Raw genomic sequence first — 15,748 nt, forward strand, 5'->3', positions numbered from 1 at the left:
AACAATTCATTATCGTTAATAATGTATGGTATTTACAAATTCATTGAGTTCCTATTATGAGAAGTTTCTCGCTACTGGGGAGGTGAAGTGCATTGACGAGGAGATTCCGTTTGAGATTCCAAAGGGGTGGGAATGGGAAAGATGGGGTAATATTGCATTGTCAATCCAATATGGATATAATGCCCCAGCCCTTGAACGAGGTGATATAAAAATGGTTAGAATCAGTGATATTCATGATAATGTAGTTCAATGGGAAAATGTTCCATTTTGCAATATAGAAGCTTATGATATTGATACTTACCTACTCAAAGAAAATGATATTCTTTTTGCAAGAACTGGTGGAACTGTGGGTAAATCATTTTTGGTTCAGTCTGTTCCTGAACCAGCCATATATGCTGGCTACCTCATAAGAACAAGATATTCAAAAGAGTTGTGTCCACAATATCTTAAATCATTTATGGAAAGCCGATTGTATTGGGAACAATTGAAGTCCGGAACAATCGCTACCGCACAACCCAATTGTAATGGAAAAACATTAGGAAAGATGCTTTTACCAATTCCTCCGAAAGCAGAACAGTCTCGTCTTGTGCAAAAATTAGCAAACTTTACTCCTATATTTCAGCGGTATGCTAAAGCACAGCAGGATTTGGACAATCTCAATAAAAGTATAGACGACAAACTAAAGAAGTCTATTCTCCAAGAAGCCATACAAGGCAGACTTGTTCCACAAATTACAGAGGAAGGAACTGCGCAAGAATTGCTTGAACAGATAAAGCAGGAGAAACTGCACCTGCTCAAAGAGGGTAAGCTAAAGAAATCTGCTTTGGTTGATTCTGTTATCTACAAAGGTGACGATAACAAGTACTTCGAGAAGAATGGAAATACGGAAATGAATATTACTGACGAGATTCCATTTGAAATACCTGATAGCTGGAGTTGGGTAAGACTTAACGATATATGTTCTTATATCCAAAGAGGGAAGTCACCTAAATACTCTCTGATAAAGAAATACCCTGTTGTAGCGCAAAAGTGTAATCAATGGAGTGGTTTCTCAATAGATAAAGCCCAATTCATAGATCCAGATACTTTATCATCGTATGGTGAAGAACGTATTTTACAGGACGGAGATTTAATGTGGAACTCTACAGGATTGGGAACATTAGGACGAATGGCAATTTATTGTAGTACCTTAAACCCGTATGAATTGGCTGTGGCAGATAGTCATGTTACTGTTATAAGAGCAATGAAAAAGTTTGTTCTGCCACAATACCTTTATTACTATTTCACAAGCAATACGGTACAATCTGTAATAGAAGATAAATCGGATGGTAGCACAAAACAAAAGGAGCTTGCAACTGCTACAGTAAAAACTTATCTAGTTCCGATTCCACCTCTGATGGAGCAAAGCCGAATTATCTCAAAGATTGAGCAATTAGCAAGTATTATGAGCAGGTAGGAAAGAGTGACAAAGAAATTACTGAGGAAATAGCCTTTGATTTGCCTAATGGATGGAGTTGGTGTAGGCTAAAAGATATATGCTCAATCTTTACAGGAGCAACATTCAAAAAAGAAGAAACCGTTACAACAAAAGAGGGTGTCCGCATTCTGCGTGGAGGTAATATATCTCCTTTTGAATTGAGAATCAAAGATGATGATATATTTCTTACAAAAGATAAAGTTAAAGAGGATATTATATTGAAAGAGAATGACATATTAACACCTGCGGTTACAAGTTTGGAAAATATTGGTAAAATGGTAAGAGTAAATAGTGATATGCCAAACACAACTGTCGGTGGGTTCGTATTTATCATTCGCTTGTATCTGAAAAATCAATGGCTCTCAAAGTATATTCTCTATCTTTTAAGTTCTCCTTTTATGATTGATTTTATGAAATCTATAACGAATAAATCAGGGCAGGCATTTTATAACATTGGCAAAGAACGTTTATCAACGGCATTATTGCCAATTCCATCCTTGGCAGAGCAACATCGCATTGTTGCCCAAATAGAAAAACTATTTGAGCAACTGCGATAATTCATTTACCCGTTCTGCTATACGTTGCTGTTCAGCTAAAGGTGGAATACCAATAAGCAGGTTGTAGAATAACTCTTTATTGAGGTGCGGAATTGCTGCACCTCTTTTTGAATTTCTTAATTCCTCTTTATAGAACAAGATGAAAGCCAAGATATATGGTTTCCACATAGCCGAAGAAAGCCATAGCTGTTTGAATGTGCTTCCCACATATCCATCTTGTGGAACAGTAAAAACCTCACCTGAATTTTCTCCATCCACAAGAATGATATTGTCTCCAGCATAGACAAATTTTCCTTTCTCTACAATGGTAGCAGATGATTTTCCACGTAGGTATTTTGCATCCAGACAAATGTCCTTCCCGTTTCTCTTTTCACCGTCTATTAGTTGGCAAATATCTTTCAAACGTAGCACAGACCAATTGTTAGGATATTCAAAAGGAAGCTCTATTTCAATAATTTGCCCATTTATCCTCTCATAATACTTGTTATCGTCACCTTTATAGATAACAGAATCAGACAGTGCAAACTTCTTTAGCTTGCCCTCTTTTACGAGCTTTTGTTTCTCCTGCCGTATCTGCTCAAGTAATTCTTGTGCAGTTCTTTCTTCCGGAATCTGAGGGACGAGTTTGCCTTGGATTGCTTCTTGAAGAATGGATTTTCTAAGCCTATTATGAATGCTATCGTTTAGTTGATTTAATTCTTCTTGAGATTTTTCGTATTTGACAGCGATTGGCATAATTGCTTCTATTTGAGAAATAATACGCTTTTGCTCGTTAATTGAAGGAGTAGGGATAAGAATATTGTGCAATGCCCCAGATGATAATCCTTGGATTCCAATTCCTTTGCCACCGATATAACCTATGCTCTTGTATAAATACATTACATAGTAGAAAAATCGTGTACACAATGGGATGTAAGACCGCAGTTTATGAATATGATTTTGAATCCTAATGTTATAGTCATAATTCCATATTGCACTTCTTCCAATATCTCCACCCTCGCATACCAATAAGTCGCCTTTAGTAGCTGTACATTTTCCCAATTCCTCTTCAGTAAAATACATTTCTTTTAAGGAAGATAATTCAAATCTATCCCAATAGAGATTCGATGTAGTAATATATGTGTATAAATTTCCTTTTCTATTAGTGCCGTTCAAAGCCTTTCCTGTGCAATGTGAGAAAATATATCCTAATCTACACCATTCCCAAGTAGCAGGTATTTCAAACGGAATCTCCTCGTCAATGCACTTCACCTCCCCAGTAGCGAGAAACTTCTCATAATAGGAATTGTCCTCACCACGGTAAATGATTGATTCGTTTTTGTCTTTCTTGATTTTCTTTTCCTTAATTAGTTTTTCTTTTTCTACTCTGATGCGTTCAAGAAGCATAGATGCAGGTTCGTCATTAGGATCTTGCGGTACAAGTTTCCCCTGTATCGCCCACTGAAGTATGCTGTTTTTTAATTGCTTTCCGTTCATTTTTTAATCCTCTGCTTGTACTCTATATGAGAAATACTTTGAGTCTATTTTTACTCCATTTTTAAGTTTGGAATCCATCTCCTTATTCATTGTTGGGAGGAAAGAAAAATAATTCTGAATAGCAGACATAATACCTGCATTGCAACTCTTGTTTTTTACCCAATTTTGAGGAATGAAACTTTTATTATTCTGCTCGCAATTGTTTTTTTCTGCCGAAATAGCACTGTTTAAACAGTTTGCCGCAATATTAATTATGCTGTCAACAAGATTGTTTTCAGAAGCAACTTTTAAGCACTCACTCGGTGATGGTACATTTGTTTGATTGTTACATTTAGCAAAAACCATTGATATGGCAAAAAGAAGATGGTATGGAGCATAAGCCTTCATTGTTAGTAGTTCCTCTTCCAGTCCTAATGGGTTTTCCTGAGTCCATGCATCCATTATTTTTCTCATCCAAAACGATAGAGCATAAGCATCTTCAGGCAAATAGTCGTTCTTGAACAATGTATTGAAATACTTGTCAAAAATCTTAGTTTCACCATAAGATAAATTAGGTCTTTGCATGTACCAAGCTGTAAGATTCTTTCCTAAATATGATAACTCTATGCAGTACTGTTTGTCCTTGTCGGCTGGAATAATTTCACCTCTTTTGGTTGCAAAGAATCCATTAGAATATTTTGCTTCGTATGCCTTTTTGAGTTTTAATATCTGCTTACTGTTACTGCGTAAATCTCTTGCCTTTACAGCACTTTGCGTGTTTGTGTTAATGCTAATAGAATCAGCCCTGTCTCTTTGTGGAATTTCATAAAATCTGAATAGAACATAAGCATCATCACGCTTTCGTACATTCTCACTACAACTTAAAATAGTATTCAATGATTGACATCCATTTACAACATTCAATCCATAAAGTTTAAACTCACCATTGCCACATTCTTCAATTTTGTTACAAATGGCAGTGATTCCATTATGAAAAAAGAAGAAGTCACCACATTTATTCGGATCGTTTATGGTTTTCTTGATCTTTTTATTTACGGTATTGTTAATGCCTAAACTCTGTCGTACATTTTTCTGGAACAAAGACCCATCTTTAATGCCAGGGAGTTTTATACATTCTTTCAGAGGCATGGCTGCAACTATTACGCTTGTCGCCCCTAATTCTGTCGTCATATATTTACCAGCTTCAAGCTTGATAGTATGGTTTAAAGTTGGATTCGTTTGTTCAATAACACAACTATAAGCATCTTCCAAACCTTGTTTATCAACTACGGAGAATTGTGTACTATAATTCAATTCAGCATCATCTTCCTCTGATAATTTGGTTTGGAATGAATGTATATCATCCATAGCCGCATCCGTAAAGATAGATGTTGTTATTAATTCAAAACATACGCAGTAAGAGTCATCTTCTAATGCTGTTGCTATTTCTGATATTTTAGTCTTTAATTTAGAATTAGCATTTTCCTGTAATTGAGCTAAGTTACTAAACTGGCTCCAAGCAGATATAACTTCTCTCACAGGAGTTGCATCAACAGATTCACCAAGGTAGTATTTCCCTTGTACAATATATATTTTTTGCTCGTCTTCATCAATATATACGGCATCAATTTGTTTATCATTGGCTCCGTCTGTGATGGCATCTTTAGCTTGTCTTTGATCCAGAAGATGTATATTCCGCATATACCACGCAATGAAACGTTGACCATCATTTGGAAAATTATTTTTATAATAATCTTGCGTAATTTCGTTTTTTATGATTTCAAGTACATTCGCCATAATTATATTCATTTATTCGTAATCTTCGCTTTGTATTCCTAACTCACCTTTGCTCATGGCATTGGCAATATCTATTTTCAGTTCTTCGTCATAATCTTTACTGGTCAAAAAGCTATTGACGATGCGTAGCAGCAAATCTTGGTCGATGTTCGATGCTGCCACGTGATAAATGATAGATTCCAATGTACGCATACAGATACAAGCGTGCCAATAGTAATTATTTTTGTGTAAGAAGTACGCACCCAAAGTCAGTGCAATACGCTTGTTCCCATCATTGAAGAAGTGCCCGGAACAAAATCTATACATCAAATAGGTCAGTTTGTCGGCAAAGGTAGGATAGTATAAATCGTTTTGCACAAAATCCAATGTAGCACGAATACCGCCTTCATCACGCACTCCTTCAAAGCCACCATCACTGGCATCAATCATTTTGCCATAGATGTTTAGGGCTTCATCGTAATCTATGTAAATAATTTCCTTACTCATCCTCTGCCTGTTTTAAGCGTTTCAGTACATCTTTATTGTCCGCTAAAATACGGTCAAAATCAATAGACTGGTCACCGATGAATCGTTCAAACTCTTCAGGAGTAACAGCTTGCAGATAGTCTGCAATGTTACCATGATACGCATCCCGGAAACTGAAGTCCCTTGAAGCCATTTTTGTTCTGGCATCATTCAGATAAGGTTTCTGCATGGGATGTTCGGCAAGTTCGTTTACAATACGCTCCACTTCGTCAATGGTAAGTTTTCTACCACCGTTTTCCTTGAATCGTTCATTGATAGCTGCACCCACACCGTTTTCAAAAGAAGAAATAACCAATAAAACCTCTGAATACAGCGTGTGTCGAACATTGTCTTTGGAATCCAACTTCAACACTTCCCGGTATTCCTTAGCATTCTCCTTGAATACAGCCTTGTATATGAAATCTGTAATTTGAGAATATTTGTATGTGGGATGTCCGTCCACATATTGATTGATGGCAGAAGTGAGATTTTTACGATAGTTTTCCTCTGTTATTGCGGCAGGAAGGTAATGCACATCCCTGCGGTTGATATATTTTGTTCCTCCACCTGTCTTTTCATTGATGGTAGTAATCACAAAATCCAAGATAAGGCTACGGACTTTCTTGGCTTTTTCACTCTCTGTAAGTAGCATACCCATATTCAAGAAAGAGCGGAAATTAAACAGTCCAAGTTGTGTTGTTTTGCTCGCCTCATTAATAAGGTGAGCAAATTCTAACTTAAACTCTTTCAGCTGTTTACCCTTACATAAAATATATCCGTTATGCTTCAATTCATCAGAATTTGATTGCAGGTAACGATCTATTGTAGATGTGTCAACTTGATAAAAGTCGGCAACCATTTTTTTTGTAAAGCGGTATTCTCCCTCAAAGAGCATTCCTTCTATATCAAGATGTTCTTGTACTTTACTGACCGCAAAACGATTGTTAAGTACATTCTGCCGTTCTATGTTTGAGATGGTCAAATCTTTCATATCACTTCACTATTATCAGTTACACGATTTTATGTCTATGCCGAGAATTTTTTGAATCTCAGAAAGGGTTTTGTCTATTTCATGGTCGAGTGCAGCACGTTTCTCAAAATACTGTTTGAGCAGTTCTGCCGGAGGGAGTATTTCTTCTTCCTCTTTCGGGAACTTGCACTGGTCGAAGTTGCAATCCAAATCAATCAACTGTTGGGCAGTGAACACACGGCTCTTTTCTCCCACTTCATCACTGATAATTTCTTTCCTGTCTTTCCACCATTCCTGAATAGGTAGGGTATGCTCCACCTTCATTGGTTTGGTCTTTGAGAAGTGCTTGTAGTCTTCCGGCATATCCAAGCGATAGAACCATATCTCTTTAGTCTTGAATCCTTCTTCGCAGCCCTCTGCTTCTTCATTATTAAAGAAAAGAATGTTGGTTGCAATAGAGGTATATGGGGAGAATATCGAGCCCGGTAAACGGATGATGGTATGCAGATTGAACTTGCGGAGTAAATTTTCTTTAAGTGCAAGTTTTGCTCCATCCGTACCAAACAAGAAACCATCTGGGATAATCACACCGCATCTACCACCAACTTTGAGGCGGTACATGATAAGGGCTATGAACAAATCCGCTGTTTCACTTGAACGGTACTGCACCGGGAAATTGCTTTTTACACTATCTTCTGTGCTACCACCATACGGAGGATTCATACCGATAACATCCACTTTATCGCTTTCCTTGAAATCAGTGATATTTGTTCCAAGCGAATCACAGTTAGCTATATTGGGAGCTTCAATATCATGGAGTAACAGATTTGTTATACTCAAAAGATAAGGTAGCGGTTTCCATTCTTGTCCCACGACTGCATTTTGCAGTTTTTCTCCATCTTCGGCAGAACTGACGCTCTTACTCATATAATTGAGAGCAGAGGTAAGGAAGCCGCCTGTACCACTGGTGAAGTCACCAAAGGTCTCGCCCAATTTCGGGTCAAGCATCATCACGATAAAGTCTGTCAAAGCACGTGGAGTATAGAACTCACCTGCATTGCCTGCTGATTGCAAGTCTTTCAAGATTCCCTCATAAATATCTCCAAATGTGTGGCGGTCATCAGCATCGTCAAATTCGATTTCATTTACGATGTTGACCACTTGACGCAAAAGCGTTCCATTCTTCATATACTGGTTTAAGTCAGCAAATGTTTCTAGAACAATGCTTTTGGCTCTTGGTGTATTGGCGTCTATCGGAAGATTCTTTAAAGTAGGGAACAGTTTTTCATTGACAAAAGAGAGCAATGCTTCTCCTGTTAATGCTTCACCGTCTTTTTCATCTACTGCCCATTTACGCCAACGCAAATCTTCGGGGATGATAGACTTGTAGTTTTCATCTTTGTATTCCCAAGTTTCTTCCTGAGTGTCATAGACTTTCAAGAAAAACATCCAAGTCATTTGTTCAATTCTCTGTGCGTCACCATTGATACCAGCGTCTTGGCGCATTATATTTTGGATTCGCTTTATGATGTTGTTTACTGCCATTTTTAAGCTGATTTATAAATTTGATATTCTAGTTCTCTGATGGCTTGCTCAAAAGCAACCTTACCGCCAAATAACTTTATGATTTTTGTTGGTTTTCCTATGCTGTTGAACGGCGGTATCTCCAAAATATTTGCCTTTTCAAAGTCGAGAATACCATTCTCTGCATATTTGTCAAGAAGAGCCTCCAATACTTCACGGGCTTTACCTTCGTACTTCCCGAAGTAATTACGCTTCTTTACATTGTTTGCTCTCTCTTTCCTTGTTAATGGCGGTTGGTCAAACGCAACGTGGCATATCACATCAAAGATGTCGGCATCCTTCAATGCCGGATTAGCTTCACGTACAGCATCTATCAGAATAGCATATTCTTTCAATTCATCCATAATGGCTTGTTTGCGTTCTGCCTCCGTCCACGTTTGGATAAAATCATCCAAAGTTTGGTAATGGCGTAATAATTGCTTTTTAGCAAACGACTGAACACTTTCCGTTCTCATCGTCTTGCCATCTTCTCCTAACACTGAAACGATTTCATGGGCAATGCGAATATTCTTACCGCTGATAAGATATTTCTCACGAGGCTCAGATACTATTGGAATTTCTGGAGCATCTATGATTTTGTAAGGCTTGGGCTTTTTCCCTCCTCCTTTTGGTGGTTCCGGGTCGCCATCAAATGCTGGATCTTTGAATTTTGCGGTAGCATTGCGGAAATCAAGGATTTCCAAATGCCATTTGCCCTTGTCTTTTCTAAGTCGTGTACCTCGTCCAATGATTTGCTTAAATTCAGTCATAGAACCAATTTCTTTGTCTATGACGATTAAACCACAAGTTTTGCAGTCCACTCCTGTAGATAAAAGTTCAGATGTGGTAACAATTACAGGATAAGGCTCATCTACACTAATGAAATTGTCCAGTTGTTTCTTACCTTCTTTATCCTCGCCAACAATACGTGTAACATAGTAAGGCGACTTTTTACATAAATCGCTATTCATATTGATAAGCAGCGTCCGCATTTCGGCAGCTTCCTCAATATCAGAACAGAATACGATTGTCTTTGTCATACGACCAATGTCATGTAACATTTGGGTTATCCTATGTGCTACTACTTTACGCCTTAACTTGATGGCAAGATCACGACCTATATTCTGTCTTTGATATAGTTTCTGTTCAATCTCCTTGCCTAATAAATCTATTTCACCTTCTTCTGGAGTCCATCCTTGTAAATCAATATTAATAAAGTCTGCTGTAACTCTGTATGGAGCTAAGAAACCATCTTGAATGCCTTGAAGAAGTGAATAGGTATATACTGGTTCACCGAAATAATCCAAGTTGTTTGCTCCTTCGTCAGCTTTCGGTGTGGCTGTCATACCAATTTGGGTAGCCGCACTAAAATATTCCAATACCTTGCGCCATGCGGAATCGTCTTTTGCACTTCCTCTATGACACTCATCGACAATAATTAAATCAAAGAAATTTGGCTGCACCTCCAAGAATGGGTCTGGTTTACCCTCTTTCCCGACTAATTGGTGGTATAAAGCCATATACACCTCAAACGCAGAATTAATCTTAGCTTCTCCTTCTTTAGGTGAGATTATTTTAGTTATTATACCCTGCTTCTTGAAAGGTTTGAAGTCCTGAACCATTGTTTGGTCTATAAGAACATTGCGGTCTGCAAGATAAAGTATCTTTTTCTTTGCTTTACTCTTATGAAGTTTATGGATAATCTGGAATGCAGTAAAAGTCTTACCAGTACCAGTTGCCATTACTACAAGGACACGTTGTAGTCCTCTTGCGATAGCTTCTACTGTACGGTCAACTGCTATACGTTGATAATATCTTGGTTCATGGCTATGAGCATCATAGTAGAAAGGTGTTTCTATTATATTGAGCTCCTCCGATGTGTAGCTTTTGGATTCAAGATAACGGTTATATAGTTCTTCCTCTGTCGGAAAGTCCTCTAACTTAATTTCTGTTTCTTTCCCCGTGATAAAGTCATGTTCCAAGAACGCATCGCCATTACTGGAGTAGGCAAATTTAAGGTCAAGGATTTGGGCATAATCCATAGCTTGTTGAATGCCCCCCCCAACCGCATGTTTATTATCTTTAGCTTCAACTACCGCAATGGGCTTACCTTTATGATATAATAGGTAATCCGCTTTTTTGCCCTCCGCTACTGAATGTTGATTGCCAATAACAAGTACTCGACCATCTGTAAAATAGTACTCTTCACGCATATTTACACTTACAGCCCAACCTTTTCGTTGGAGCGCAGGAGTAATGAACAGAGTGCGTATCTCTTGTTCTTTGAGTTCTTTCTTGTTTACTTCCATGACAATAAATCAGTTATGATTACTGCTGACAATTAGGTCTTTCACGTCAATATTAAGAACATTGGCTATATCATTAAGCGTTTTAAGGTCTGGCTGAACCGAATTGCTGCACCATTTACTTACAGTACAGTTGGACTTCCCAATTTGCTCTGCAAGCCATTTTCCTGTTTTCTGTTGCTCTGCAAGTACCACTTTTAATCTGTTTAAATTAGCCATGAGGTAAAATGTTTTAATCACAGAGCAAAATTATATAATTTATCCGACATCAGCACTACTTCCTATAATAATTATTATCAGGAAGTGGAAAAGAGGCTCAAACAATGTATTTTGATAAGATATTCTCATCAATTTCAATCTTGTGCCGTCCTGTGGTTGTACGCAGATTCTTCCTAATAGTATCAAATGTTGAATTAGTAAACCACTCTGCGAATGTCACCATTACGAATGATGTAGTCATATCTCCACCTATATTATATTGAAAAGCGATATTCCAAGCAAAGTTCTTCAACGAGATTTGAGTGAGGGAGGTACGCTTCTTGATATGAATTTCGGTTGCAGAAAGCACTTGACGGTTAGCTGCAAAATAGCGGACAGATTCGCATATTTGGTAAATCTCTGTTTCCTCCAAATCAAAACGCTTAAATATATCTCGTGTGTATCTTAGGATAGCATTCAACTTTTCATCTTCTTCTCGTTCTTTTTGCCATTGGTATTGTTGCTGCTCACGTTGGTATTCATAATGAAATAGCTCCATTCGCTTCTTCTGGACTTCTTTACAGTTTGAGGTAGGTGAATATGCTAAAGGCTGTATCTTTTTACTCACACACTTTTTGATAGATATTAGAAGTGATGGAGGAATTGCATCAACAATATACCTTGCTGAGATACAGCAAAGATGGTATAGTAGTTTTTGTATGACATATCCGATGACCATAACTAATGGAATCAAACTCATTCGTATTCCAAGCATATTGCATACTTGAAACGCTACCATCGAAGCTAATAGCACCATAGTAACCTCGATTATCAGAGAGTGAAGTATATATTGTTTTTGCTTCATACCTATTGTTGTTTATTTCGCAATGCAAAGATACAACACATTTTCATAGAAAACGAAAGATAAAAATAGGTACAATTTTGCAAATCAATGGTTTATGAAAAGAAAATCCAAACAAATGCAAATATCCAAGGCGAAATGAAAGCATCTGCAAACAAAAGAAAATACTTAAATAAAGTTAAAGTTATATTATGCGTTTATTGAGCATACAAAACACCCCATAAGATTATGCTTTGGTTATAAAATAGCCATATTTGTACCAAGCATAATGTAATAAACTGATATACAATTGTGATTATATTTGAGGAAGAAAAAATCATCCCGGCCACCATATCAGACTCTTTAACTTATATAAAAAGATATAAAATGCCTTTATTTGCTAATATAGCACAATTTTTAGCAAAAATTCCATAGGATTTACGAAATTTCCAACGGTAATTTTGTATAACAATCTAAATCCAACCTAAAACCAATGAATGCAGGATTCCAAACAGCGGATTATCTGGTCTTCGGCGTTTATGCGCTTATCATCATTGCAATCGGACTGTACGTCTCGCGCTTCAGCAAAGAAAAGAGTTCGTCGGATTATTTTCTCGCCGGCAGGTCGCTTTCGTGGTGGGCCATCGGCGCGTCGCTGATTGCCGCCAACATCTCGGCCGAACAGTTTATCGGCATGTCGGGATCGGGATTCCGGATAGGAATAGGTATCGCCGCCTACGAGTGGATTGCGGCCGCCACACTGATTCTCGTGGCGAAATACCTGCTGCCGATCATGATCGAAAAGCGGATTTACACCATGCCGCAACTGCTTAACGAACGTTACGGGCACGGCGTCAGCATCGCTTTCTCCATCTTCTTCCTGCTGCTCTACCTCTTCGTCAATCTGACCTCCGTGGCATGGCTCGGAGCCTTGGCCATGGAGCAGGTACTCGGTACTCCGATGATGTGGGGCGTCGTTGGACTACTCTTGTTTTCAGGACTCTACTCGATATACGGAGGGCTGAAAGCCGTCGTCTGGACGGACATAATTCAGGTCATTTTCCTAATCGGCGGCGGTCTGGTAGCAGTTTACTTCGCGCTCAAAGCCGCGGACCCCTCGACAACGATTATGGCCGACGGCAGCGCATGGACCGGACTGCAGAACGTCTTCCATACGATCCGCGACGCCGGCGGAGATTACCACCTCAGCATGATAATCCCCGAAGGAACGGTCGTTTCCGATCCGGCCACGGGGCAACAGTTCGACATTTCGAAAGACCTGCCGGGACTCGCGCTGCTGTTGGGGTCGATCTGGGTCACCAATATCGGCTTCTGGGGATTCAACCAATATATCATTCAGAAGGGACTGGCGGCCCGTTCGCTGCACGAAGCAAAAAAGGGTCTGCTCTTTGCCGGTTACCTGAAACTCCTCATCCCGCTGATCGTCGTCATTCCCGGCATCACGGCCTATGTACTGTTCACCAATCCCCACCTGATCCACGGGCTGCAGGATTCGATCACCACGGCCGACAGCGCCTATCCGTGGCTGTTGAAGAACTTCACACCGACGGGTATCAAGGGTCTGGCCTTCGCCGCTCTGGTCGCCGCGATCGTCTCTTCGCTCGCCAGCATGATCAACAGCACGGCCACGATTTTCACCATGGACATCTACAAACGGCTGATCTCCCCCGAAGCCTCGGAAAAACGGCTGGTTAACGTCGGGCGCATGGTCGCATTCTGCGCGTTATTTATCGCCATGGCCGCCGCCAAACCCCTGCTGGGCGGACTGGATCAGGCTTTCCAGTACATTCAGGAGTATTCGGGATATGTGTATCCGGGCGTAACCGTCGTATTCGGTATGGGACTGTTATGGAAAAAAGCTACGAACCGAGCCGCTCTATGGACCTCGATACTCACGATCCCGGTCGGCATCGCGCTCAAATTCGCATATCCGGACATGGGTTTCGTCCTGCGCATGAGCTATGCCTTCATCGTATTGGTCGTCATCGCCGTAACGATCTCGCTGCTGGACCGCAGCGAATCCGTGCAGGACGACACCTCGAAAATCGCGGGACGCCGTTCCATGGTCAGAGCCTCGTGGGTACTCCTGATATTGGCGGCGATCTGCATCATGGCGGGAATTCTCTTCAGTAAACGCTGGACCAGCTACCATTTCGACGCCATCTACATGCTCGGCGTCCTGCTCGGATTCATCGGGGTGATGCTGCGCACCAACAGCCTGAGCCGCACCCGCAGCAGCCGGGCTTACAGCATCGGCGGTAAGGCTTTCGACTTCACTCCCGGTCTCACGGTCGGAGCGCTGGGCATCGTCATCATCCTGACCGCGATATACGCTGTTTTCTGGTAAACTGACTCGCACGCTTCGTTCATAATCCGCCAACTCCACATGGCCCGGCAAAATTAATTTAGCACAAGCAGGACTTCCAGCAGGAAGTCCCCGCTTGTTGCATCATCCTGCCGGATTACAAAGATCGGCATAACTCACACACCATATAATATAGTCCGATAATGGAGTTGCAGTGTAAAAACACTTTGTTCATATGTTCATCCGGAATCTTTCGCTTCGGGTGTTCAACGCAAATATAGCACAAGAATTTGCAAAAATCCGATTAGAAACCCAAAATCCGTCATCGTACTTTTGTATAACATCAGAACCAAACGGGCGGATAGCGGCCCGATAAGATTAACCTAATTAAAAAACCAAAACTTCCACAAATGAAAAGCATGCTGTTACAACGAATCCGCCTGTTATATGTATCGGGCTTTGTCGTCAGCGCCGTTTTTATGGCCAGCTGCTCGGATGACGACACCGACAAAAACGCCGTCTACGATCCGAACAAGCCAGTGGTGCTCGAAAGCTATTCTCCCCAAGAGGGCGGTGTAGGGACGAAACTCATCATCCGCGGTGAGAACTTCGGTTACGACCCGTCGAAAGTCAAAGTTCGAATCGCCAACGACGAAAACCGGGAAGCCCGCGTCGTCAGCGCAAAAGGCAACCGCATCTATGCCATCGTCCCCGCGCGGGCCGACACCGGCAAGGTCACGGTAACCATCGGTGAGGGCGAAGAGGCGCAGGAAGTGGTTTTCGAGGAGGAATTTCAGTACGAATTCAAGAAAAACCTCTCCACCCTCTGCGGCGGCGGTTTCAACGCCGAAGACAAAGACGGCACATTCAAGGAGGCGAAATTCGCCCGCCCGCTGCGTCTGGCTCTGGACAACGAAAATCAGAAGCTGTACGTCCTCGAAGCCGATGCCTACAAATGTATCCGCGAGGTAGACCTGATCAATGAAAAAGTAAGCACTCCATGGCGCGCCCCCGGCCTGCACAACCTGCGCACAATCAGTTTCGGCACGACCTGCGACACGCTCTTCGTCGGCGTCGAAGGCTCCTCTTCGAATGTTTCGACCGTCTTTCTGCTGCGCTCCGACGGATTCGTGCGTCACAAGACTTATGCGCCCCGCTCAGGTTCGAACGCTTCGATCCTGAATCCCGTGGACGGAGAACTGTTCATCAACGACTATTACAAAGGCATGGTGCTGCGATGGGACCGCGACAAACAGGAGATGGTGGAACTCGTGCAATGTTTCAACAACAACACCGATTTCACGTACTGCTGGAGCCACGACGGAAAATACCTCTACGCGCTGGCTCTCGGCGGAGCGTCTCATTCGGCCATCGTCCGCATGGAATACGATTTCGCGACGAAAACGCTCGGCGAACCCAACACATGGGTCGGCATGGACGGGCAGCTGGGCTATCAGGACGGCGTAGGCGAAGATGCGCGCATCAACCAGCCTTACCAGATGTGCACCGGCCCGCAGGGCGACTTTTTCCTTGCCGACACGTGGAATCACTGCATCCGCCGCATTGTAGACAATGCCGGAACAGCCACCGTCACCACCTATGCCGGCATCGGAGGACAGCTCGGCTTCACAGAGGGTGATCCGCTCGAAGCACAATTACAATTCCCGACCGGTGTTGCGGTCAGCGACGACGGCTCGACCGTATATGTGGCCGACAAAGAAAACAACCGAATTTGTAAAATCACCGTAGAATAG

The 15,748-nt window shown here is 41.3% G+C and carries 12 protein-coding genes; 4 read left to right on the forward strand and 8 right to left on the reverse strand.

Features of this window, described 5'->3' with window-relative positions:
• Positions 1-25 precede the first annotated feature (25 nt).
• Both ACESTR_RS04790 and ACESTR_RS04795 read left to right on the forward strand, forming a co-directional pair.
• The gene (locus tag ACESTR_RS04790) at positions 26-1,456 is read left to right on the forward strand and encodes a restriction endonuclease subunit S (protein WP_336533281.1); all 1,431 of its coding nucleotides are present in this window, start codon (positions 26-28) and stop codon (positions 1,454-1,456) included.
• Positions 1,457-1,497: 41 nt separating this feature from the next.
• A complete protein-coding gene (locus tag ACESTR_RS04795; protein ID WP_205048896.1) occupies positions 1,498-2,034 on the forward strand; it encodes a restriction endonuclease subunit S in 537 nt (178 codons plus the stop codon).
• Here ACESTR_RS04795 and ACESTR_RS04800 read toward each other — a convergent pair.
• The 8 genes from ACESTR_RS04800 to ACESTR_RS04835 all read right to left on the reverse strand — a co-directional run bounded on the left by ACESTR_RS04800 (position 2,014) and on the right by ACESTR_RS04835 (position 11,692).
• Positions 2,014-3,510, reverse strand: a complete 1,497-nt coding sequence (locus tag ACESTR_RS04800) for a restriction endonuclease subunit S (protein ID WP_373178902.1) — start codon at positions 3,508-3,510, stop codon at positions 2,014-2,016. The two genes, ACESTR_RS04795 and ACESTR_RS04800, sit on opposite strands and share 21 nt — an antisense overlap.
• Before the next feature lie 3 nt (positions 3,511-3,513).
• Positions 3,514-5,286 carry an AIPR family protein gene (locus tag ACESTR_RS04805; protein ID WP_016272801.1) on the reverse strand — a complete coding sequence of 591 codons (1,773 nt, stop codon included), beginning with the start codon at positions 5,284-5,286 and terminating at the stop codon, positions 3,514-3,516.
• A 12-nt stretch (positions 5,287-5,298) separates the two neighbouring features.
• A complete protein-coding gene (locus ACESTR_RS04810) occupies positions 5,299-5,772 on the reverse strand; it encodes a Fic family protein (protein WP_016272800.1) in 474 nt (157 codons plus the stop codon).
• Positions 5,765-6,781, reverse strand: coding sequence for a hypothetical protein (locus tag ACESTR_RS04815; protein ID WP_016272799.1), 1,017 nt, complete (start codon positions 6,779-6,781; stop codon positions 5,765-5,767). Before ACESTR_RS04815 ends, ACESTR_RS04810 begins: the two co-directional genes overlap by 8 nt.
• Before the next feature lie 15 nt (positions 6,782-6,796).
• Positions 6,797-8,305, reverse strand: a complete 1,509-nt coding sequence (locus ACESTR_RS04820; protein ID WP_016272798.1) for a class I SAM-dependent DNA methyltransferase — start codon at positions 8,303-8,305, stop codon at positions 6,797-6,799.
• A 2-nt stretch (positions 8,306-8,307) separates the two neighbouring features.
• On the reverse strand, positions 8,308-10,632 hold the full coding sequence (hsdR, locus tag ACESTR_RS04825) for an EcoAI/FtnUII family type I restriction enzme subunit R (RefSeq protein WP_016272797.1): 2,325 nt from the start codon (positions 10,630-10,632) through the stop codon (positions 8,308-8,310).
• 9 nt (positions 10,633-10,641) lie between these two features.
• Positions 10,642-10,848: a helix-turn-helix domain-containing protein gene (locus tag ACESTR_RS04830; RefSeq protein WP_016272796.1), complete on the reverse strand. Its 207-nt coding sequence runs from the start codon at positions 10,846-10,848 to the stop codon at positions 10,642-10,644.
• Between the two features lie 97 nt (positions 10,849-10,945).
• Positions 10,946-11,692, reverse strand: a complete 747-nt coding sequence (locus tag ACESTR_RS04835; protein ID WP_016272795.1) for a hypothetical protein — start codon at positions 11,690-11,692, stop codon at positions 10,946-10,948.
• 469 nt (positions 11,693-12,161) lie between these two features.
• Here ACESTR_RS04835 and ACESTR_RS04840 point away from each other — a divergent pair, with 469 nt between their 5' ends.
• Together ACESTR_RS04840 and ACESTR_RS04845 are read left to right on the forward strand one after the other, a co-directional pair.
• Positions 12,162-14,036, forward strand: a complete 1,875-nt coding sequence (locus tag ACESTR_RS04840) for a sodium:solute symporter family transporter (protein WP_279064790.1) — start codon at positions 12,162-12,164, stop codon at positions 14,034-14,036.
• Positions 14,037-14,404: 368 nt separating this feature from the next.
• Positions 14,405-15,748, forward strand: coding sequence for an IPT/TIG domain-containing protein (locus ACESTR_RS04845; RefSeq protein WP_279064788.1), 1,344 nt, complete (start codon positions 14,405-14,407; stop codon positions 15,746-15,748).

Source organism: Alistipes sp. DJF_B185, assembly GCF_964250025.1.
Lineage (GTDB): Bacteria > Bacteroidota > Bacteroidia > Bacteroidales > Rikenellaceae > Alistipes > Alistipes finegoldii.